The 20,018-nt window shown below is 70.2% G+C and carries 17 protein-coding genes; 12 read left to right on the forward strand and 5 right to left on the reverse strand.

Going from position 1 to position 20,018, the window contains the following annotated elements:
* Positions 1 to 6 precede the first annotated feature (6 nt).
* The 4 genes from BLV57_RS06715 to BLV57_RS06730 are packed head-to-tail and all read left to right on the forward strand — an operon-like array spanning position 7 to position 3,466.
* Positions 7 to 1,383, forward strand: coding sequence for a sensor histidine kinase (locus BLV57_RS06715; RefSeq protein WP_091287623.1), 1,377 nt, complete (start codon positions 7 to 9; stop codon positions 1,381 to 1,383).
* On the forward strand, positions 1,380 to 2,036 hold the full coding sequence (locus BLV57_RS06720) for a response regulator transcription factor (RefSeq protein ID WP_091287624.1): 657 nt from the start codon (positions 1,380 to 1,382) through the stop codon (positions 2,034 to 2,036). The genes BLV57_RS06715 and BLV57_RS06720 overlap by 4 nt, the downstream gene beginning before the upstream one ends.
* A 57-nt stretch (positions 2,037 to 2,093) precedes the next feature.
* Positions 2,094 to 2,678, forward strand: a complete 585-nt coding sequence (locus tag BLV57_RS06725) for a DUF4956 domain-containing protein (RefSeq protein WP_091287625.1) — start codon at positions 2,094 to 2,096, stop codon at positions 2,676 to 2,678.
* Positions 2,675 to 3,466, forward strand: coding sequence for a polyphosphate polymerase domain-containing protein (locus BLV57_RS06730; RefSeq protein ID WP_091287626.1), 792 nt, complete (start codon positions 2,675 to 2,677; stop codon positions 3,464 to 3,466). Before BLV57_RS06725 ends, BLV57_RS06730 begins: the two co-directional genes overlap by 4 nt.
* A 103-nt stretch (positions 3,467 to 3,569) precedes the next feature.
* On the opposite strand, the gene BLV57_RS06735 is transcribed toward BLV57_RS06730, so the two are convergent.
* The gene (locus BLV57_RS06735; protein ID WP_091287627.1) at positions 3,570 to 5,192 is read right to left on the reverse strand and encodes an IucA/IucC family protein; all 1,623 of its coding nucleotides are present in this window, start codon (positions 5,190 to 5,192) and stop codon (positions 3,570 to 3,572) included.
* A gap of 61 nt (positions 5,193 to 5,253) precedes the next feature.
* On the opposite strand from BLV57_RS06735, the gene BLV57_RS06740 reads away from it, so the two are divergent.
* The 3 genes from BLV57_RS06740 (at position 5,254) to BLV57_RS06750 (ending at position 9,963) form a co-directional block, all read left to right on the forward strand.
* Positions 5,254 to 6,792: an IucA/IucC family protein gene (locus BLV57_RS06740; protein WP_218134616.1), complete on the forward strand. Its 1,539-nt coding sequence runs from the start codon at positions 5,254 to 5,256 to the stop codon at positions 6,790 to 6,792.
* Between the two features lie 281 nt (positions 6,793 to 7,073).
* The gene (locus tag BLV57_RS06745; RefSeq protein WP_091287628.1) at positions 7,074 to 8,336 is read left to right on the forward strand and encodes an HNH endonuclease signature motif containing protein; all 1,263 of its coding nucleotides are present in this window, start codon (positions 7,074 to 7,076) and stop codon (positions 8,334 to 8,336) included.
* A gap of 634 nt (positions 8,337 to 8,970) precedes the next feature.
* Positions 8,971 to 9,963, forward strand: a complete 993-nt coding sequence (locus tag BLV57_RS06750) for a TauD/TfdA dioxygenase family protein (RefSeq protein WP_218134618.1) — start codon at positions 8,971 to 8,973, stop codon at positions 9,961 to 9,963.
* On the opposite strand, the gene BLV57_RS06755 is transcribed toward BLV57_RS06750, so the two are convergent.
* The gene (locus tag BLV57_RS06755) at positions 9,905 to 10,396 is read right to left on the reverse strand and encodes a DUF1269 domain-containing protein (RefSeq protein WP_091287630.1); all 492 of its coding nucleotides are present in this window, start codon (positions 10,394 to 10,396) and stop codon (positions 9,905 to 9,907) included. The genes BLV57_RS06750 and BLV57_RS06755 overlap by 59 nt on opposite strands.
* Before the next feature lie 119 nt (positions 10,397 to 10,515).
* On the opposite strand from BLV57_RS06755, the gene BLV57_RS06760 reads away from it, so the two are divergent.
* Positions 10,516 to 11,133, forward strand: coding sequence for a GAP family protein (locus BLV57_RS06760; RefSeq protein ID WP_091287631.1), 618 nt, complete (start codon positions 10,516 to 10,518; stop codon positions 11,131 to 11,133).
* Here BLV57_RS06760 and BLV57_RS06765 read toward each other — a convergent pair.
* Positions 11,120 to 12,184, reverse strand: a complete 1,065-nt coding sequence (locus BLV57_RS06765) for an AI-2E family transporter (protein ID WP_091287632.1) — start codon at positions 12,182 to 12,184, stop codon at positions 11,120 to 11,122. The genes BLV57_RS06760 and BLV57_RS06765 overlap by 14 nt on opposite strands.
* Positions 12,181 to 12,648, reverse strand: coding sequence for a DUF7144 family membrane protein (locus tag BLV57_RS06770; protein WP_245757182.1), 468 nt, complete (start codon positions 12,646 to 12,648; stop codon positions 12,181 to 12,183). Before BLV57_RS06770 ends, BLV57_RS06765 begins: the two co-directional genes overlap by 4 nt.
* A 184-nt stretch (positions 12,649 to 12,832) precedes the next feature.
* On the opposite strand from BLV57_RS06770, the gene BLV57_RS06775 reads away from it, so the two are divergent.
* The 4 genes from BLV57_RS06775 to BLV57_RS06785 all read left to right on the forward strand — a co-directional run bounded on the left by BLV57_RS06775 (position 12,833) and on the right by BLV57_RS06785 (position 18,836).
* Positions 12,833 to 14,668, forward strand: coding sequence for a glycoside hydrolase family 15 protein (locus BLV57_RS06775; protein WP_091287633.1), 1,836 nt, complete (start codon positions 12,833 to 12,835; stop codon positions 14,666 to 14,668).
* 350 nt (positions 14,669 to 15,018) lie between these two features.
* Positions 15,019 to 15,270, forward strand: coding sequence for a hypothetical protein (locus tag BLV57_RS43170; protein WP_176968512.1), 252 nt, complete (start codon positions 15,019 to 15,021; stop codon positions 15,268 to 15,270).
* An 8-nt stretch (positions 15,271 to 15,278) separates the two neighbouring features.
* Positions 15,279 to 17,978, forward strand: a complete 2,700-nt coding sequence (locus BLV57_RS06780; RefSeq protein ID WP_176968513.1) for a winged helix-turn-helix domain-containing protein — start codon at positions 15,279 to 15,281, stop codon at positions 17,976 to 17,978.
* A 24-nt stretch (positions 17,979 to 18,002) separates the two neighbouring features.
* A complete protein-coding gene (locus BLV57_RS06785; RefSeq protein WP_091287635.1) occupies positions 18,003 to 18,836 on the forward strand; it encodes a hypothetical protein in 834 nt (277 codons plus the stop codon).
* On the opposite strand, the gene BLV57_RS06790 is transcribed toward BLV57_RS06785, so the two are convergent.
* Positions 18,837 to 19,931: a nucleotidyl transferase family protein gene (locus BLV57_RS06790; protein WP_091287636.1), complete on the reverse strand. Its 1,095-nt coding sequence runs from the start codon at positions 19,929 to 19,931 to the stop codon at positions 18,837 to 18,839. It abuts the gene before it with no gap.
* Positions 19,932 to 20,018 lie beyond the last annotated feature (87 nt).

A 20,018-nucleotide genomic window follows, 5' to 3' on the forward strand; every position in this document is an offset into this window, starting at 1 on the left:
GCTCCGGTGAGTGCCAGGGCTCGCATCCTCGCCTGGGTCCTGCTGGTCGTGCTGCTCGCGCTGGCCGGCACGCTGCTGGCGACCAGGACCGTGCTGCGCAACCAGCTCGACCAGCGGCTCGACAACGAGATCGCGCACGGGACGAACAAGCTTCGCGCCTATCTGGCGTCGCCGGATTCGCGTCCGCCTGGACAGCCGGTGACCGTCGACGCGCTGCTCGGCCGGTATCTGGAGCGCAACCTGCCGGAGAAGTACGAGACGTTCTTCTCGATCGTCGGCGGCGTCGCGTCCCGGCGCAGCGCGATCGAACCGCCCGCGCGGCTGGACAACGACCACGCGCTGGTCACCGAGCTGGTGCGCGCCACCGCACCGGCGTACGGCACGGTCAACACCGCCGTCGGGTCCGCCCGCTACGGCGTGATCCCGGTTTCGGCCGAGAACGCGCCGGGCCGCGGCGCGCTGGTGATCGTCGAGTTCGTCGACCACGCCGCCGGTGAGATCGGCGATGTGGTCAGGGTGATGGCCGTGATGTCCGGCGCGGCGCTCGTGCTGGCCGGGCTCGTCGGCTGGCTCGTCGCGGGCCGGATACTGGCGCCGGTGCGCGAGGTGCGGCTGGCGGCCGAGCAGATCGGCGAATCCGATCTCACCCGCCGCATCGAGGTCCGCGGCTCCGACGACGTCGCCGCACTCGGGCGCACCTTCAACACCATGCTGGACCGGCTGGAGCGGGCTTTCGCGGGCCAGCGTGACTTCCTCGACGACGCCGGGCACGAGCTGCGCACCCCGATCACCATCGTGCGCGGGCATCTCGAGCTGATGGGCGACGAGGACCGGGAGACCACCCGCCTGCTCGTGCTCGACGAGCTCGCGCGGATGCAGCGCATCGTCGACGACCTGCTCGTACTGGCGAAATCCGGCAACCCCGGCTTCGTAGTGCCCGTCGAGACCGATCTCGCCGACCTGACCGTCGAGACGCTGGCGAAGGCCAGGCCGCTGGCCGACCGCGCGTGGCGGGTCGACGCGGTCGCCGAGACGGTGATCCGAGCGGACGGGCAGCGGCTCGGCCAGGCGCTGCTGCAGCTCGTCTCGAACGCGGTCCGGCACACCCGCGACGGCCAGGAGATCGCGATCGGCTCGGCGGTCACCGCCGGGTCCGCGCTGCTGTGGGTACGCGACACCGGCGAAGGCGTCCCGCTGGATTCGCGGGCGCGGATCTTCGAGCGTTTCAAGCGAGGCACCAACGCGGGCGGGGACGACGGCGCCGGGCTCGGCCTGCCGATCGTCGCTGCGATCGCCGAGGCGCACGGCGGCCGGGTGCTGCTCGACAGCGTGCCGGGCGCGGGCGCCCGCTTCACCATCGAACTGCCTTCGGAGGCACCGTGACCAGCATCCTCGTCGTGGAGGACTCCGCGCGTATCGGCGCCTTCGTCGAGAAAGGCTTGCGGGCGCACGGTTTCGCGACGCGCTGGACCCGCACCGGCGCCGACGGGCTCGCCGAGGCGCTCACCGGCGCGCATGATCTCGTCGTGCTCGATCTGGGCCTGCCCGACCTCGACGGGTCGGATCTGCTGCGTGCGCTGCGCGGCGCCGGGCGGACGACGCCGGTGGTGATACTGACGGCGAGGGACAGCGTCGTCGACCGCGTCGCGGGCCTGTCCGGTGGCGCCGACGACTATCTGGCGAAGCCGTTCGCCTTCGAGGAACTGCTGGCCAGGATCCGGCTCCGGCTGCGCGGGCACGCCGACGCCGAACCCGCGGTGCTGCGGTCGGGCGACCTCGCACTGGACCTGCGGACGCGGCGCGTTTCGTTGGCGGGCAAGGAAACCGACCTCACAGCGCGGGAGTTCGCACTGCTGGAGACGCTGCTGCGCAACCGCGGCCAGGTGCTCTCGCGCGAACAGCTGCTCGGCCGGGTCTGGGGGTTCGATTTCGACCCCGGTTCGAACGTCGTGGACGTCTACATCCGTTACCTGCGCCGGAAAGTCGGCGCCGATCGGATCGAAACCGTGCGGGGCATGGGATACCGGCTCGAATGAGCGGCTTCTCATCCGCCTTTCACGGGGCTTTCCCCCGCGGGCGGAACAGTGGTTCCCATGACCACCACCGTGTTCCATCTCGCCGCCGACCTCGTCGCGGCCGTCCTGCTCGCCTACGGCATCTATGCCCGGCGCCATCATCGGCGTGACCTCGCCTGCGCGTATCTCGCGCTCAACGTCGGGGTGTGCGTCTCGGTGGCCGTGCTGCTGTCCGTGCCCGCCGCCGGCACGCTCGGCCTCGGCCTGTTCGGGGTGCTGTCGATCATCCGGCTGCGGTCGGACTCGATCAGCCAGCAGGAGGTCGCGTACTACTTCGTCGCGCTGGTGCTGGGCCTGGTCAACGGCCTGCCGTCGGCGGACTGGCGGCTGGTCGCCGTGTTCAACGTACTGCTGCTGACCGTCATGTACGTCGCCGACCACCCCGCGCGCGCCGTCGGCCCGGTGCGGCGGACGGTCGTGCTCGACACGGTATACCCCGACGAGGCCAGCATGGTGCTGGAGCTGCAGGGCAGGCTCAACGGGACGGTCGTCAGGCACAGCGTGTCCGAAGTGGACTACGTGCGTGAGGTGACCGTCGTCGACGTGAGGTTCCGGCCGAACCCGGCCGCGGTCACCCACGGCGCGCCCGTGGCGGTCCGATGAGCGCGGCGGACCGGGGCACGGCGGTCGTCGACGCGGTGACCGCCGGTCTGCCCGCCCTTTCGCTCGCCGAGGTCGTCGCCACGAGCGCGTTGATGAGCCGGACTGACCGCAAATACCTGCTGCGGCCGTCGGAGTTCCTGGCGCTCGCCGAAGCGCTCCGGCCGGAGCTGTCCTGCCTCGAGATCGCGGGCGGGCGCTCGTTCCGCTACTCGTCGACCTACTTCGACACCCCCGGCCTGGCGGTGTTCCGCGCGCACCGGCAGGACCGCAGGCGCCGGTTCAAGATCCGCACCCGGACGTACGCGGACTCGGCCGACACCTTCTGCGAGCTCAAGCTCAACGGCAGGCGTGACGAGACCATCAAGGTCCGCCGCCCGCATCCGACGGCGGCGGCGCACACGCTCACCGCGTCCACGCTGGAGTTCCTGGACGAGCAGCTCATGGCCGCGTACGGCACCCGCGCGCCGCGGCCGCTGACCGCGTCCCTCGTCACGACCTATCGGAGGGCGACGCTGGTGACCGCCGACCGCCTCACCCGTATCACCTGTGACACCGCGCTGACCTGGTCATCGGGCCGCCACGACGTGCCAGCGGCCCGCGACCTGGTGCTGCTGGAAGTCAAGTCGGCCGCCGGGCGCGGCCCGGCCACCGAGGCACTCTCCCGGCTGCGGCTGCACGAGCTGTCGGTCAGCAAGTACTGCGCTGGCCTGGTCGCGCTCGGTCTGGCACAAGGCGGAAACCGCTGGTTACCCGCCCTGCGACGACTCGCCGTTCACTCCATCGGGTGAAGCCGCGGCCCAGCCGTCATGATCAATCGCGGGTGCCCTCTTCCCTGGCGTGTGGTGGTGCCACTCGGCACGCCCCCCGACCGGGCGGCACCACCACAGCTTTCTAAGACACAGCTTCCTCAGACCGGGTGAGCAACGGGTTCGGGTGCGCGACGTACGTGCTCGCCGCGCCGTCCGCGTCGAACCAGCGCAGCAGCAGGTTCGTCTTGCTCGGCACCTGCGGGCTGTCCAGCAGCTCACGCAACTCCACCGGCGCGCCGTGCTCGCGTCCGTATGCGACGAACGCGCCCCGCGCCTCGGCCCACACGTCCCGCGCGAGCGCGGGATGGCGCTCGATGACCGCGCCCGCGATCTCGTGCAGATGATTGGTGACCAGGCAGTACTGCAGCCGCTGCCACCCGTGCTCGGCGTCGACGCCCCGCGCGAGCGAGTGGGGCCCGTCGACCTCGCGCAGCAGCCCGGCGTGGCGGGACGCGAGCAGCCGCACGCCCTCGTGGTCACGGAAGAGCGCCTGCACCGGCATGCCGTCGGGCCCGACGCCGACCAGCACGTTCTGCAGGTGGCATTCGAGCACGACGCCATGGCGGAAGTACATGTGCAGCACCGGCGGCACGACCGTCGCGAGGTAGCGGCGCCACCAGGTGAGCGTGGCCGCGGCGTCGAGCCCGTCGAGCGGGTTGCCGGGGAAGCCTTCGCTGATGCCCGCGGTGAGCAGCGGGGTCACCCCGGGCAGCGCGTGCGCGCGGACCCCGTCGCGGACGACGACCGCCAACCCCTCGTAGACGTCCACGTCGCCGACGTCGACCGTGCGGTAGCCGCGGTCGATCAGGAAGGCGGTCCCGGGGAAGGCCGAGGCGACGTCGGCGAACGCGGGCCGCAGCACGCGGGCGAGCGGCGCGGTCCAGCGCAGGTCGTACAGCCACAGCCGCCGGACGTCGTTGGTGATCCGGACGTCGAGGCTGAACTTGTAGAACAGGTCGGCGGCCGGATCGCACACCGTGCGCACCGACGAGGTGGGCCACACCCGGCGCTCGCTCGTGCCGAGCGTGAGCAGCCTGCCGTCGCGCAGCGCGGGCAGGTCGCGTAACCGGTCTTGGAGCAACGTGAGCTGCCACGGGTGCGCGGGCAGCAGCCGGTAGCCGTCGGGAACGACGGCGCCGAGTCCTTCCAGCGCCGCGGTGTCACCCTCGTCGACCAGGACATCCGCACGGACGGCCAAGTGGCTCAACGGAAAGCTCGCGTGCGCCTCGGGCGCGTACGGCAGCCAGTGCTCGGCCGCGATGCCGCCCCGGCCTTTCGGCGCCGGATGGTAGCGGTGCCCGGCGACCAGCGCCTGCTCCGAGCGTTGGTAGAGCTCGTCCGGCATCGCGGCGCCGACACGCGCGCGCAGCATCGCTTCGAGCGCCGTACGGCTGTCGGTGATCTCGGCGACGAGCGCGTCCGCCGCGACGCCGGTGTGCAGGGTCAGTTCCTGGCAGACGGCACCGGCCAGTTCCCGCCAGGTCAGCGGACTCCAGACCTCACCGGTGAGCCGCTCGGGTTCGGACGCCCAGCGCCCATGCCGCGCGCGCAACACGATGCCAGCGCGCGGCAGCCTGATCGTCACGTGCGTGTCGTCGGTCGTCAGCCCGCCCTCGACGGCGGTGACCTCGCGCCGGAGGCAGTTCAGCACCGCCGTGCCGGTGATGGCGTCGGCGCGGCGCTCCAGGTCAGTGCTCGGTTCCACCGATCTCCCTCTAGGCTTGATCGCAGTCGCCCATCATTCTCGTGTAACCGGCAGAGGTGCGGTGTCGTTGGTCTCCTCACAGGCGTTCGAATCACCCCTTGAGTCCACGTTCGCCACCGAACTGGCCCGGCTCCGCCCCGAACTCCCCTACCGCGACAAGCTTCCCGGAGCACGCGCGGCCGTGCTCGACCGCTTGTGGCGCGGCTTCCGCCTCGACCCGCTCCCCCGCATCACGCACCGTTCGGCGGACGCCATCACCCTCGAAGACGGACGCCGCCTGACCCGTTCCGGCCCCGTGATCAGCATCGACGGCAAGCCCTACGACCACCCCGCCGCGTTCCTCGCGGCGCTCGGCTGGCCGGAAGCAGCCCGCCTGGAAGCCGAAGTCGCCCACAGCGTCGCGGCCATGGCACTGGCCCGTGCAGGCGCTCCATCCCTCGGGTACCCGGCATCGACGTTGCCGGAACACGAACAAAGCATCGTCGACGGTCATCCTTTACATCCCTGTTGCCGCAACCGGACCGGCTTCACGGTGGCCGACCATCTGGCCTACGGCCCCGAATTCCGCCCGATCGTCGCACTCGACCTCCTCGCCGTGTCTGTTGACCGCTGCCTGGTCCGCGGCGACTGGCCCGACGATCTGCGCAGCGGCTCCGACGTGCTCCTCCCGGTCCACCCGTGGCAGTCGGCGAACGTCCTGCCGCGCCACGGCCTGCGTCCGACTCACCCCGGAGCCTTACCCGCCGAACCGCTTCTCGCGCTACGCACGCTCGCGCCGATCGGCAAGCCCTGGCAGGTGAAGACGGCCTTGAGCACACAGCTCACCTCGGCGGTGCGCGACATCTCCGGCGGCTCCGTCGAGACGGGCGTCGCGCTGTCAGCGTTCCTGCGCGACACGGTCGCCCGCCTCGACGGCTTCAGCCTGCAAGAGAACCGCGCCGCCGCAGCGGTGCTCATCGACGGCTCACCGCATCGGGATCTCGCCGCGATCGTCCGGGACTCCCCCGCCGTCGGCCCCGGCGAGACCGTGCTGCCGATCGCCGCGCTGACCGCTCGGCCGGTCTCGGGTGGCTGCCCGCCGCTGTGCTCGCTGGGTTGCCCGGCGGAGTGGTTGGCTGAGTTCGCGGCGATGGCGTTGCCACCGCTGCTGACTCTGCTCGCTTGGGGCGTGGCTTTGGAGGCGCACGAGCAGAACTTGTTGCTGGTGCTGGAAAAGGGTCGGCCGCGTCGGCTGATCTATCGGGATCTCGCGGATATCCGGCTTGGCCCGGATCGGCTGCGGGCTGCCGGGCTCTCGTGGCCGGGGATGCCGGACCGGTTTCGGGTTGCTGACGCCGACCTGCGCGCGAAGTTGTTCGCGACGTTCTTTGCTACGACGATGACCGGTCTGGTGGGGACGCTCGCTGAGCACTGCTCTGGGCTTTGGGATGTTGTCGGGGATCAGGTGCGCCGGGCTTACGCGGCTATGCCGGACGGTGCCGCTGTTCGCACGGACAGGGCGGCCTTGCTGGGGGAACCGATCCCTACGAAGCCGCTCACCCTGATGCGGTTGGCTCCTGAGACGACGGCGTGGGCTTACCAGCCGAATCCCTTTGCCTGAGGGCCTTTCACGGGGCTCGGCTGGCTTGCGCGGACTGTCGCCTTTGGTCTGGGTCTGTTGGGGTCGGATCTAAAGACATCCCGTATGGACATTTCCGCTCCGGGGTCGGGTGGTGTTTGGGGTCGCTGCGGAAATATCCATACGGACCGGGGCACGGTGGTCGGTTTTCGTTGTGGCTCGCCGGAAACCCCGGCTGGTACTTGCTGCTTGCTTGGGTGTGGGGTCGACCAGCCCGGCGTGTCCAGTGGCATATGACTCTGAACGCGCGTAGCATGGAATGCATGATCAGCACCGAAAGTCCTGACACCGCAGCACCGCCGGAATGGTGGCGCTGCGACAAAGACACGCTGCTGCTCGCCTACGTCGGCCGCGAACGAGAAAAACGGCGCCTGGAGGCCGAGCAAGGACAAATCCTCGCCGAAATCGAATCCCGCGGCGTGAAAGAAGTAACCGGCTACGCCACTGTGCCGGGGATGCTGGTGGACTGGGTGCAGATCAAGCACTCCGAGGCCAAAGCCCGCGTCGACCGCGCCCGAGCGCTCAACCCGCGCCAGGATGGCGGCACGCGGATCCCGGCGCTGGCACCACATGCCGCCGCAGCAGCGCTGGCGGGTGATCTCGGCGCCGCACAGCTGGATCCGATCATCGCCGCGCTCGGGGCACTCCCACCCACAGTCTCAGCCGAAGACCGCGAGACCGGTGAGCAGATCCTGGTCAACCTCGCCCGCACCGCCGGACCCCGGCAGATCAGCCACGCCGCGAAGAACCTGCGCGACCGGCTCGACCCCGACGGACGGGAACCCAAAGACCCGGATCCGACCGAGCCGCGCCATGAACTCGGGTTCGTGACCCACCGCGACGGCACCCACGGCATAAAGATCAAAACCGACGCCGAAACCATCGCCCGGCTCAAAGCAACCCTGGACCCACTCGCCAAACCCCGCCCCGCCACCGAAGAAGAAGGCCGCGACACCCGATCCCAATGGGAACGACTCGGCGACGCGTTCGCCCACTTCGTCCGCATCGGCATGGGCAACCCTGATATCCCGACTCAGGCCGGGGACAGTGTGCATGTCGTAGTCACCGTCGGCCTCGACGAACTCAAGACCGGCATCGGGCGAGCGTGCTTGGACTTGGTCGGGGACATCAGCGCCACCGAAGCACGCCTGCTCGCGTGTGACTGCAAAGTCATCCCCGTCACCCTCGGCTCTCATGGCGAGCCGCTGGATGTGGGCCGGGCTCAGCGCCTCGCGACACCAGCCCAGCGCCGGGCGCTGGCGATCCGCGATGGCGGCTGCGCCTTCCCCGGCTGCGATGCCCCGCCCCAGCAATGCACAGCGCACCACATCGTTTTCTGGGCCCACCATGGAGAAACCCGGATCGGGAATCTCGTGCTGCTCTGCGGACGGCATCACCGGCTGATCCACAACAGCGACTGGGAAGTCCGCATCGCCAGCGACGGATACCCGGAGTTCATTCCCCCGGCGTTTATCGACCCCGCACGGGCGCCCCGCCGCAACACCATGCACACCACCCGAACCTGATCGCAAGCAGGTGAGGATCGCCTGTGGCGCAATGCCTCCACGACGTGCGCAGCAGAGACCGGAAGCACCCATCGCCGCGCGATAGCGACCCCGGCCGCGGGCACCGGCGCAGAACCCAGGAATCCACCCCGCCGATGTGCAGGCTTTCCGGCCACCCAACGGCCGAAAACCCCACACAACAACCACCCCGAGCCCCACAGAAAGCGTCGGCCGCCCCCGCAGGCCGCCGACCACCTACCCGATCACCCTTCCTGCCGCCATCGCCCACCACGACCCCGGCAGCCCGACCCAACGCTCACGCAGGCAGCAAGTACCGGCCGAGGCTTCTGGCGAGCCCAAGCAGCGTTGTGCCACCGTGCCCCGGTCCGTATGGATATTTCCGCGGCGACCCCAAACACCACCCGACCCCACGAGCGGAAATTTCCATACGGGACCGCCCTAGATCCGACCCAGACAGACCCCAAGCCCAGGGCAAGAGATGCCCGAAAGCCACTTCCGCCAGATAGCACCTGACGAAAGTGGCTTTCGGGGTAACGAGGCGTGCGCCGGGACACATCCGCTTGGCCGTACCGAACCCGACCCCAGCCGTCATAGGGTCGGTCGAGACAAGATCACGACTGAGCGGAGGTCCGCAGTGACAACAGTCGCCGGTGTCGAAGTCCGGCCCGCCGCGGGACACATCGGCGCCGAGATCGCCGGAGTCGACCTGGCAGGGCAGCTCGACGACGCGGTCGTCGCCGCGATCAGGGCGGCCGTACTGCGGTGGAAGGTCGTGTTCTTCCGTGACCAGAAGCTCGACCACGCCGCTCACGTCGCCTTCGCGCGGCGGTTCGGAGAGCCGGTCGTGCTCAGGTCGCGTGGTAGCGCTTCGCCTCAAGAGTTCCCCGAGGTCGAGACGACGGCTGACCGGCTCGAACTCGCCGGGCGCTATGGCATGGACAACCAGGAGTGGCTTGAACGCAGGCGTCACTCGGTGCTGCGGGGCTGGCATTGCGACCACGGTGCCAGGATCGACCCGCCCGCAGCGACCATTCTCCGCGCCGAAACCGTGCCGCCATACGGCGGTGACACGACCTGGGCGAACCTGGCTGTCGCTTATGAGGGCCTGTCCGAGCCCGTGAAGCGGTTCTCCGACACGCTCTGGGCTGAGCATCGGCTGGGCGTCGGCTATCAGACGCGGCCGGGGCCGGATGCCTACGCGAAGCATCTTCAGGACCATCAGGTCGCCTCGGTGCACCCGGTCGTGCGGGTGCATCCCGAGACCGGGGAACGGATCCTGTCCGTCAACGGCTACTACATCGAGCAGATCCGGGATGTCTCGCGGGCCGAAAGCCGGTTGCTACTGGAGATGTTCCTCGAACAGGTCACGCGGCCCGAGTACACCGTGCGGTTTCGGTGGGAGGCGGGGAGCGTGGCTTTCTGGGACAACCGGGCGACCATTCACCTGGCTCCCAGCGATACCGGGCACCTCGATTTCCCGCGCATCATGCATCGGGTGATGCTCGCGGGTGAGGTCCCGGTCGGGGTGGACGGGCGGGCGTCCACCCCGATCACGGGTGCTCCGCTGGTCAGGATTCCGAGAACACCTCGCGCAGCCTCCGCTCCTCCTCCGGCGACAGGTTCGTGAAGATCAGCTCGGGTGTTTCCTGGCCGGCGAAGGCGTTCTCGACCTTCTCGATCACCGCGCCCGAGCTGAGCACGAACAACGCTGAGGTGCCGGGGCTGAGCTGATCGCGGATCTGTTTGATGAGGTCGTCGTCGATGCCTACATCTGTCAGTGCCGTGCCCGCCGCGCCCGCTGCCGCGCCGACGGCGGCTCCGAGGAGGGGGACGAGGAAGATCAGGCCGAACAGCATGCCCCAGAAGGCGCCGGTGAGCGCGCCCCGGCCGGTCACCTGGCGGAGCTGGCGCAGCACGGGCTTTTTGCGGCCCTCCGGCCAGGAGACGATCGCCGCGTCGTGGACGCTGATGAGCTCGGTCTGGGTCAGCACCTCCAATGTCCTGGCCGCGCGGTTGGCTCCCTCGGCCGTGCCGAAGCGCCAAATGGTCAACGTCACCATGGTCTTGCCCTTTCGCTGATGGGATTTCGCTGGTGCCATCGCAGGCCATGGCGCCACCCCCGCGCATCGCCCGGCGCGGGTGATGACCACGTGCCCGGCGGATTGCCACGCTCCGGGACATGACGAATCTCGCCGTGCTGCCGCTCGCCGTCACGATGATGGCCGGGCCGCAGCTCATGTCCGCGTTGCTGTTCATCACCGCCAAGCGGCCGGTCGCGGTGTCGCTGTCGTTCCTGGCAGGCGTGACGGTCGCGGTCTACACCGGGGTGACGCTCACGGCGTGGCTGGCGACGCGGTTCGTGGTCGGGGGCGGGCACGGCGGCGGGCCCGCCAAGGGCATCGAATTCGTGCTGGTGGCGCTGCTGCTCGGGGTCGCGGGGTACAACTGGATCAACCGCAAGACCATCGAGCCGCCGAACTGGCTCGGGTCGCTGATGACGGCCGGTCCGGGCAAGGCGTTCACCACCGGGCTGCTGCTGATCGGGTTGTTCCCGTCGGACGTGCTGGTGATGCTCACCGTGGGCGCCGAGCTGGCGCGGACCGGCGAGCCGGTGGCGGCGGCGTGGCCGTTCATCGCCGCCACCGTGCTGATCGCCGCGTTGCCCCTGCTGGCCTATCTGCTCTTCCGCCGCAAGGCCGAGCGGGCGATGCCCCGGGTGCGCGACTGGCTGACCGGGCACAGCTGGCTGGTCACCATCATCGTCGCGCTCCTGTTCGTCGTGCTCATCCTGGGCTGAGCTCGTCGGTGCGCTTGGGCGGCGCGCGCACCAGCGCCGCCACCCAGCCCGCCGCCGGGTCGATTTCCACGAGCACGGCCATCACCAGCAAGGTCGCCGGGATGGCCAGCAGGACGCCGACCGGGCCGAGCACCCACGCCCAGAACACCAGTGACACGAACGTCAGCGCCGTCGACAGGCCGACCGCGTCACCGACGTAGCGCGGCTGGATCACCGACTGCGCCACGAAATTGATCAGCGCGTACACCACGATCACGGCCACCATGCGCTGCCAGCCAGAGCCGAGCAGCGCCAGCAGCGCGGGCGGGAGCAGCCCGAGCAGGAACCCGATGTTCGGAATGTAGTTGGTGACGAAGGAAAGCAGGCCCCACAGCACGGCCAGCGGGATGCCGAGCCACAGCAGCGCGACCGTGTCCACCACCGCGACGATCAGGCCGAACGCGGTCGCCACCGCCAGATAGCGCCGGGTGCGCCCCGCGAAGCCACCGAGCGCCTCCCGGACCTGCGGGCGGTCGCCGTCGACGTCGCTCAGCCGCGAGTCGATGCCGTTGGCCTCCACGCTGAAGAACAGCAGCAGCGCCAGCAGGAACACGATGCTCGTGGTCAGCCCGGTGAGGTCACCCAGCAGCCCGCCCAGTGACGTCAGCACCTTGCCGAGATCCAGCGAGTTCGCCGCTTCCCGGAGCGCGCCCGGCCGCACGCCGAGGCTGCCGGCCGCGTCGACGGCCGACGTGGCGAGCTCCCGGACCCGGTCGGTGTATTGCGGCAGCAGCGAGGTGAGCTTCGCGACCGAGACGATCACCACCAGGCTGAACGCGACGAGCAGCCCGTAGATCAGCAGCACGAGCACGAGCGTCGCGGCCCATGGCCGGAAACCGTGCTGCCGCAACCACGCGTGCACCGGGCTGAGCACGATCACGATCACCAGCGCGAGCAGTACCGGCGTGATCAGCCAGGCCATCGCCTTGAGCCCGGCCACGGTGACCACCGCCGCGGCCGTGCCGAGCAGGATCACCAGGCACCGCGGCAGCGCCGGGGCCGCCGTCGTCACAGCTCGAGCCGGCTTTCGCTGCCGTGCACCACGATCGCCCAGATGACCATCACGCAGAGCGCGATCACGATGGCGGACCACACCGGGGCGACCGCGATGAACGAGAGCTGGGCGACCGCGTCGACGGCGGCGAGCACGACCGTGAGCACCCTGGCCCAGGTCGCGTCGAAGAACAGGGCGATCCCGGTCAGGCCGATCAGGATCCCGGCGATCAGGTGGAACCAGCCCCAGCCGGTCACGTCGAGCACGAGCACGTTGTTGGGACCGGCGACGTAGTAGGACTCGCTGAAGATGGCCACCAGGCCTTCGATCACGCCGAAAACGCCGATGATGATCATCATCACGGCGGCGAACCAGACCCAGCCCGCCCACATCGGGGAGCGGGCGGGCGCCGGCGGGGCCGCCCACTCCTCGCTGACCGGGTCCTCGACCCGTCCGGGCCGGTCGTGGCGTTGCTGACGCATGCTGACTCCGTTCCCTGAATGGACCTTTGCCGCGGCCACGGTCGCACGCGCCGGACGCCGCGCTCATCACCCGGATCGCGCGAGAGCGGCCCGCCGGGGCGCCGGGGCTCATCCCCGGCGGATGACGACCACCGCCGCACGGCGCGGACATGGTGGCGGTGAGGGGGACCAAGGAGGACGGGACATGGCTCACTACCCCACGATCGCCGAGCACGGCCTGATCGGGGATCTCCACACGACCGCGCTGGTGAGCACCGACGGCGCCGTCGACTGGTTCTGCTGCCCGCGGTTCGACTCGCCCAGCGTGTTCGCCGCGCTGCTGGACGGCGAACGCGGCGGCCACTGCCGGATCGGCCCGGTGTCCGGGCCTTATCGCTCGAAACAGCTGTACCTGCCCGACACGGCGATCCTGATCACCAGGTTCTCGACCGAGCACGGCACCGGCGAGGTGGTCGACTTCATGCCGCCAGCGGGCCCGGCGGCCACCGCGAACCACCGGCTGGTCCGGATGCTGCGCTGCGCTCGCGGCGAGATCGACTTCGCGTTCGAGGTGGCGCCCCGCTTCGACTACGGCCGCCGGGACCACCTGACCAAGGTGACCGCCGACGGCGCCGTGTTCGACGCGGGCGATCTCGTGCTCACCCTGCACGCGGTCCGCGAACCCGGTGACGCCGCCATCGCGGACGTCCGGGTCGCCGCGGACGGTTCCGTGCGCGGCGCGGTCAAGCTGACCGAGGGGCAGGTGCGCGGGTTCGTGCTGGAGTCGGACGCACCCGGACCGCCGAGGACGATCCGGACGGCCGAGGTGGAGCGCGCCTTCGACGAAACGGTCCGGTTCTGGCGTGGCTGGCTCGCGCGGTCGGCCTACCGGGGACGGTGGCGCGAGGCGCTCAACAGATCCGCGATCACGCTCAAGCTGCTGACCTACGCGCCGACCGGCGGCATGGTCGCGGCCCCCACCGCCGGGCTGCCGGAGCGGATCGGCGGCGAGCGGAACTGGGACTACCGCTACACCTGGATCAGGGACGCCTCGTTCGCCGTGTACTCGTTGCTCGGTATGGGTTTCACCGAGGAGGCCGCCGGCTTCGCCCGCTGGCTCGGTGACCGCTACCAGGAGCAGGACCCGGAATCCGACGGCGGGCCGCTGCGGATCATGTACAGAGTGGACGGTTCATCCGACCTCTCGGAGACCACGCTGGACTGGGCGGGCTACCAGGGCTCACGCCCGGTGCGGATCGGCAACGACGCCTCCGGGCAGCTCCAGCTCGACATCTACGGCGAGCTGCTCGACAGCGTCCATCGGGCGGCCGAGCGCGGGCTGCCCGTCGGCCACGAGGGCTGGCAGGCGCTCACCGGGCTGCTCGACTGGCTAGCCGATCACTGGAACCAGCCGGAGGAAGGCATCTGGGAGACCAGGGGCGGCAGGCGGGACTTCACCTACGGCAGGCTGATGAGCTGGGTGGCGTTCGATCGCGGTATCCGGCTCGCCGAACTGCTCCGCAGGCCCGGCGCGATCGGGCGCTGGCGGGCCGAACGGGACCGGATCTACGCCCAGATCTGGGAGAACGGCTGGCACGAAGGCGCACGCGCGTTCGTCCAGCAGTACGGCTCGGCCGTGCTCGACGCGTCGCTGCTGCGCATGCCGCAGGTCGGGTTCGTGGCGGACCGCGATCCGCGGTGGCTGACCACACTCGACGCGATGGAGCGGGAGCTCGTCACGGACAGCCTGGTGCACCGGTACGACCCGGCCGCTTCCCCGGACGGCTTGCCGGGGTCCGAAGGCACCTTCTCGTTGTGCACCTTCGGGTACGTCCGCGCGCTGGTGGGCGCGGGACGGCTGGACAGTGCGCGGCTGGTGTTCGAAAAGATGCTCACCTACGGAAACCACCTGGGGCTCTACGCCGAGGAGATCGGGCCGACCGGCGAGCAGCTCGGCAACTTCCCCCAGGCGTTCACCCACCTGGCCCTCATCGACGCGGCCATGGCGCTCGACGCGGCGCTGGACGCCGAAAACGGTTAAGGCACCGGACCGGATCGGCGATGGCGGCCCTGTGGTCCCCGACAACCCCGGCTGCACCACGGCGGGCCCGGTCCGGTGCGTGCTCAGCATGCCGCGCGGCGTTCGGCGTGATCTTCACCCGTCAAGGATGATTCACCAGCACCGCTGCACCCTTTGAGTCCACAGTGGACAGTACCGGACACGCCATGGTCAATCGGCGGAAAGCGGAAGCGATTGGGGTAGCGTGCGCCCTCCGGACTCTGTGTGCACGCGAGGTCACCCGCGGCGGACGAAGTGCTCTCCAATTCCGGTCGGCACCATGACTGTTCTGCGACAACAGCGATGCGCACCAGGGACGGGAGCGGGCATTCATGGACGAGCCGGGGCGAAAACGCGGACGAGTCAAATTGGCTTCGGCCTGCCTGCTTCTTTCCCTCATCGTATCCGCGCAGCGAACCGGGCGCGAGCAAGGCGATACCGGCGAAGCGAACGGGCTCATCAGCGTGGCGGTGACACTGGCGGCTTTGCCCCGGATGCTGCGCGAGGTCGTCATATTCCTGGAACTCGTCACCCGCTCCGATACATCGCCGACGCACGCAGCCGGGACACATTCGTATCGGTGAGGAGAAGAATGTATTTGGCCGGAACGAGAACTCCTGCTGGCCTCGAACAGGCCGCCGACACCGCGGAGGAGATCGGGGCGGATACCCCGGTGGCCACCGCGAAGGTCAGGATCCCGGTCACCACGACCGTGACACTGACCAGGCAGCGGCTCGAGGCGATGCTGGACACGGCGGTGGCGGGCTCCGAAACGGGCTCGCCGGTCACCGTGGTACGGGCCCCGGCGGGCGCTGGCAAAACGATGCTGCTCGCCACCTGGGCACGGCGGAGGGCGGCCGAGGGTGACGTGAGCGTCGCCTGGGTCTCACTGGACCGGGAGGACAACGACCCCGCGCTGCTCTGGTCGGCGATACTCCGTGCGCTGCAGGTCAGCGGCGCGGTGGAGCGGACAGGTCCGCTCGACGGTCTCACGCCGCCGAGGGGCGGCTCGTACGCGGCGTTCCTCGCCGCGGTCATCGCGGCGTTCGAACGGCTGCCGCGCCCGGTCGTGCTCGTGCTCGACGGCGTGCACGAAGTCGGCTCCGGAAATGCGATCGCCACCTTGAATCTGCTGCTCCGGCACGCGCCAGCCACCGTGCGCGTCGTGTTGTCGGCGAGATTCCCGCCACCGCTGATCCTGCCCAGACTGAAATTGGAGGGCAGGCTGCGGGAAATCGGGCCGGACGATCTGACCTTCACGATGGACGAAGCCGGATTGCTCTATTCGAACCAAGGCATTCGGCTCAGTGAAACCGAACTCGGCCTGCTGATGGAACGCACCGAAGGCTGGGCGGCCGGGCTGCGGCTCGCCGCGATGTCGCTCGCCGATTCCGCCCGGACCGCCGATTTCGTCACCGAATTCACCGGTGACGACCGGATGGTCGCCGATTATCTGCTCGACGAGGTGGTCACCCGCCAGCCCGAGGAGGTCGAGCGGTTCATGCTCTCGACCTGTATCTGCCGGACGTTCACCCAAGAACTCGCGGCGGCATTGTCCAAGCAAGAGAACGCCGGTCAAATTCTCGATCGGCTGGAACGCGGCGGAATCGTCGTGGTCACCTGGTCCCAGTCGACCCGGTGGTACCGGTACCATCCGCTGCTGCGCGGCTATCTGCGCGCCGAGCTGGGGCGGCGCCGGCTGACCGCGCAGAACCAGTTGCACCGCACCGCGTCCCGCTGGTTCCTCGACAACGGCGATCCACTCCGGGCGATCGCGCACGCGATCGCCGCGGGCGGCGACGACCTCGTCACCCGGCTGATCGCGAAGTACGGGCTCGAGCAAATCCACAAAGGAGAGTCCAGCAGGCTGCGCAGGCTGCTCGACACCGTGCCGCCGCACGTGCTGGACCGGCCGTCGGTCGCGCTGGTCGCCGCCGCGACCGCGCTCGACCTCGGCGATCTGTCGGCGGCGGATCGCAGGCTGCGCGGCATCAACAACGCCGCGCATCCGTTGCGCACCCAGCGCTTGCGCGCGCTGCACGCGACCGTTCGGCTCCAAAGGGCACGGATGCAAGGCGACCTCGGCTCGGCGCTGGCGACACTCGAGACCACACGGGCAGGCCGGACCGGCGTCGTCGACATCGACCTGCTCGCGCTGGTCAACCGCGGCGCCGCCCACGCCTGGACCGGGCACCATCGGGCCGCGACAGCGGACTTGCAGCGCGCGCACCAGCTGGCCACCGTGGAACGGCGTGACGCGGTCGTGCTGCAGTGCAAGGCACAGCTGGCCGCCGCGGCCGGGGCCGAAGGCGACCTCGTCCAGCTCGGCGAACGCGCCGCGGCCGCGCTCGACTTCGCCGAGGCGCGCGGGTGGGCGATGACCTCGCGCAGCGCCTACATCCACGCGCTGCAGGGGCTCGAGGCCTACCAGCGGCTGGAAGACGAACAGGCGCTGAAGTCCGCCTCGCTCGCCACCAAGCTGCTGGCCAGGCCCGCCGACCCGACGGTGGAGCTGTTCGTCCTCACCGTCGACGCGATGACCTCCTTCGACACCGCGAACGAACCACACGAGGTCGCCGCCACCCTGCGCGGGCACTGGCAGCGCATGGGCGGCAAGACACTCGCTCCGGCGCTCGTCGCCTACGCCGCCCCGATGCAGCAACGCATGGCACTGCGCGTCGGCGAGTACACCTGGGCCTACGAGGTGATGGAACGCGCCGACGCGCTGCTCGTCCGCTCCGCCGAGCGGGTGCTGCTCCGGGCGATGCTGCATGCCCACAAGGGGAAAGTGGGTGCGGCCCGGCGCCTGCTGGAGCCAGCGCTGAGCGGGCGGACCCGGGCCATCTCGGCGCCGACGCTGATCGACGCGTGGCTGCTGGAGGCGTATCTCGCGGACCGGTCAGGCGACGGCAACCGCGCGCACGAGGCGCTCACGCAAGCCCTCGGCCTCGCCGCGCCGAACCAGGCGCTGCGGCCGTTCCGTGACGCCGGGCAGTCCGTCCGCGCGATGCTCGCCGAGGGGGCTGGCCGGTTCGGCAGGCTGGAACCGTTCGTCGCCAAGGTGCTGACCGCGCTGCCGGTCAAGGTGCCCGATCCAGCGGACGGGCTCACCGAACGCGAACAGGCGCTGCTGGCCGAGCTGCCGTCGATGCGCACGGCCGAGGAGATAGCGCATTCGCTCTACGTCTCGGTCAACACCGTGAAGACCCACCTGCGCGGCATCTACCGCAAGCTCGGCGTCAGCCAGCGCCGTGACGCCATCACCGTCGCCCGCCAGCGCGGGCTCCTGTAAACGCGGCCGGGAAGGAACGATTCCATGAAGAAGTACCACGGGTACTCCCGTGCCGACGGCGGCGATCCGGTGCTGTGGAAACCGGGGGTGGATCCGGACCGGCTGCGCTGGCACGCCGTCCGCTGGCGGGTGCTCAAGGACTCGCTGTGGCCGTGGCCCGCGTCCGTCATCGGCGTCGGCACCTGCGCGATCGCGCTGAGCGAATCCGCGCTGATGACCGCGCTCGGCATCGCGCTGCTGGTGACCAGCGCCTGCTTCACCTGGCTGATCTTCGCCTGCGACAAGCACGACCTGTGCTGGAAGTGGACGGCGGACCGGCTGATGGAGACCCGGCGCGGCGAACTGTTCCACGCCGCCAGTGATTTCAACGACCTGCCAGAGCCGATCTCCTTCCAGGTCAGGCAGATCATCGACTACACCACGAAGCTGCACGGCCACCAGGGCGTCGACTGGCTCGGCGCCTGCGTGCTCGAGCAGGTGCACAAGCTGGCATGGGAAATAGTGTCCTGTGTGGACAGAACGCGGGAACTACGGGACTGGGTGAGCGCGGCGAGCGCCGACGACGAACTGGCCGAGCACGTCCGCCGGGTCGAGGCCGGGCTGACCGAGATCGAGCACGGCGCCCATCGGGTCGCGGACTGCCTGCGGCAGGTGGTCGAGCTGGCCGACGCGTGGACGGAGAAGCTGTGCCTGCTCAGCGAACGGGCGGACCTCCTCAGCGCGCTCGACCGGCTCGAGCTGCCCACGATCACGTCGGCCGTGCGCGCCATGGAGGAGATCCCCGACTCGGTGTTCGCCTATGTCACCGCCGCGCGCGACCTGATCGGCGGCGGCCCGTTCGCCTGGGAACGGCACTGATCAAGGCAGTCCCAGCGGCACGGCCCCGCCTTCGGCGATGGTCACGTGGTCGACGCAGCTCAGCGTGGACGGCGTCTCGGCCCGGTCCGTGGCACGCCGGATCGGCAGCCGGTTCCCGGCGCGGCGGACCATCGCGTCCGACCGGACGGCGACCACCAGCACGTCCCCCTGCTGCCTGGCCGTGTTGAGCCGGTCGACGTCGCTCAGCCGCAGCCGGTCGAAGACGCCGCCGACGACCACGACCCGGCGCCCGGCCCGCTCGTGCCCGTGCACCAGCGGGGCGAGCCCTTGCCACGGCACGAAGACCGACCGGCGGTCCCTGAGCCACATGGTGAGCAGCTCCGTGCCGCACACGAGCGGGTCGGGCAGGCAGGCCGTGACGTCGGCCGCGGCCTGGGCGAGCTCGGCCGAGGTCGTCGACGGGAGACCGGCGACCAGGCCGAGCGCGAGCGCGGCGACCCCGCTCTCCTCCGCCGCGCCCGCCCGCCTGCCGTGCGGCGGCCTCGCCCAGGTCCGGTACGGCCGCCGGCGCGGGACGGTGAGCGTCATGCCCCGGTCGTGCAGCCGCACCAGGCGGGCGGCCGCGCTGTCGCCGGAGCCTTGGCCCGACACCGCCATCAGTTCGGGCCGCAGCTCGGACCACCGCGCCGTGTCCCCGGTGTAGACGGCGACCGGCGGCAGGTGCCCGCGATCGGCCGAGATCAGCCTGCTCGCGTACGCGGCCAATGCCGACCCGGTCCGATCGCAGACCAGCACACAGTCGGTCTCCCGCACCATTTCCGAGAGTGAGCCGGCGACCGAGGCCCACCGGCCGCTCTCGACGACGAGGCACGGCGCGCCCGCGCCTCGTTCCGCCAGCCGCGCACGCAGCGGCGCGCAGTCCTGGTCACGCGTGCACACGGAGACCAGGCCCGTCTTCGCACCCAGCGCCGTGAGCGCGGCGGCGACACCCGCGGCCCCGCCAAGGCCGTCCCCTTCGCACGGCCATGCCTCGCCGACGACCGTGAACTCGGGCGCCATCCTGGCGAACGTGCCGGGCATGTCGGGGGTCGGCGCCCACTGCTCCGAGTCGTACAGCAAATCGGTCTCGGACACTTGATCACCTTTCGCTGGGGTCAGTGGCTCACCCCAAGCTGCCCTCGACCGCCTCGCGAAGTCTTCGCCCGTGACGGGTATGTCTGT

Origin of the sequence: Amycolatopsis xylanica (genome assembly GCF_900107045.1) — a bacterium.
Taxonomy (GTDB): Bacteria; Actinomycetota; Actinomycetes; order Mycobacteriales; family Pseudonocardiaceae; genus Amycolatopsis; species Amycolatopsis xylanica.

What these genes read in the sequence shown, in the direction of transcription:
- BLV57_RS06745 (WP_091287628.1), top strand. Translation starts at nt 7,074, where the DNA reads ATGATCAGCACCGAAAGTCCTGACACCGCAGCACCGCCGGAATGGTGG.
- BLV57_RS06780 (WP_176968513.1), top strand. Translation starts at nt 15,279, where the DNA reads ATGTATTTGGCCGGAACGAGAACTCCTGCTGGCCTCGAACAGGCCGCC.
- BLV57_RS06785 (WP_091287635.1), top strand. Translation starts at nt 18,003, where the DNA reads ATGAAGAAGTACCACGGGTACTCCCGTGCCGACGGCGGCGATCCGGTG.
- BLV57_RS06755 (WP_091287630.1), bottom strand. Translation starts at nt 10,396, where the DNA reads ATGGTGACGTTGACCATTTGGCGCTTCGGCACGGCCGAGGGAGCCAAC.
- BLV57_RS06730 (WP_091287626.1), top strand. Translation starts at nt 2,675, where the DNA reads ATGAGCGCGGCGGACCGGGGCACGGCGGTCGTCGACGCGGTGACCGCC.
- BLV57_RS06770 (WP_245757182.1), bottom strand. Translation starts at nt 12,648, where the DNA reads ATGCGTCAGCAACGCCACGACCGGCCCGGACGGGTCGAGGACCCGGTC.
- BLV57_RS06775 (WP_091287633.1), top strand. Translation starts at nt 12,833, where the DNA reads ATGGCTCACTACCCCACGATCGCCGAGCACGGCCTGATCGGGGATCTC.
- BLV57_RS43170 (WP_176968512.1), top strand. Translation starts at nt 15,019, where the DNA reads ATGGACGAGCCGGGGCGAAAACGCGGACGAGTCAAATTGGCTTCGGCC.
- BLV57_RS06725 (WP_091287625.1), top strand. Translation starts at nt 2,094, where the DNA reads ATGACCACCACCGTGTTCCATCTCGCCGCCGACCTCGTCGCGGCCGTC.
- BLV57_RS06760 (WP_091287631.1), top strand. Translation starts at nt 10,516, where the DNA reads ATGACGAATCTCGCCGTGCTGCCGCTCGCCGTCACGATGATGGCCGGG.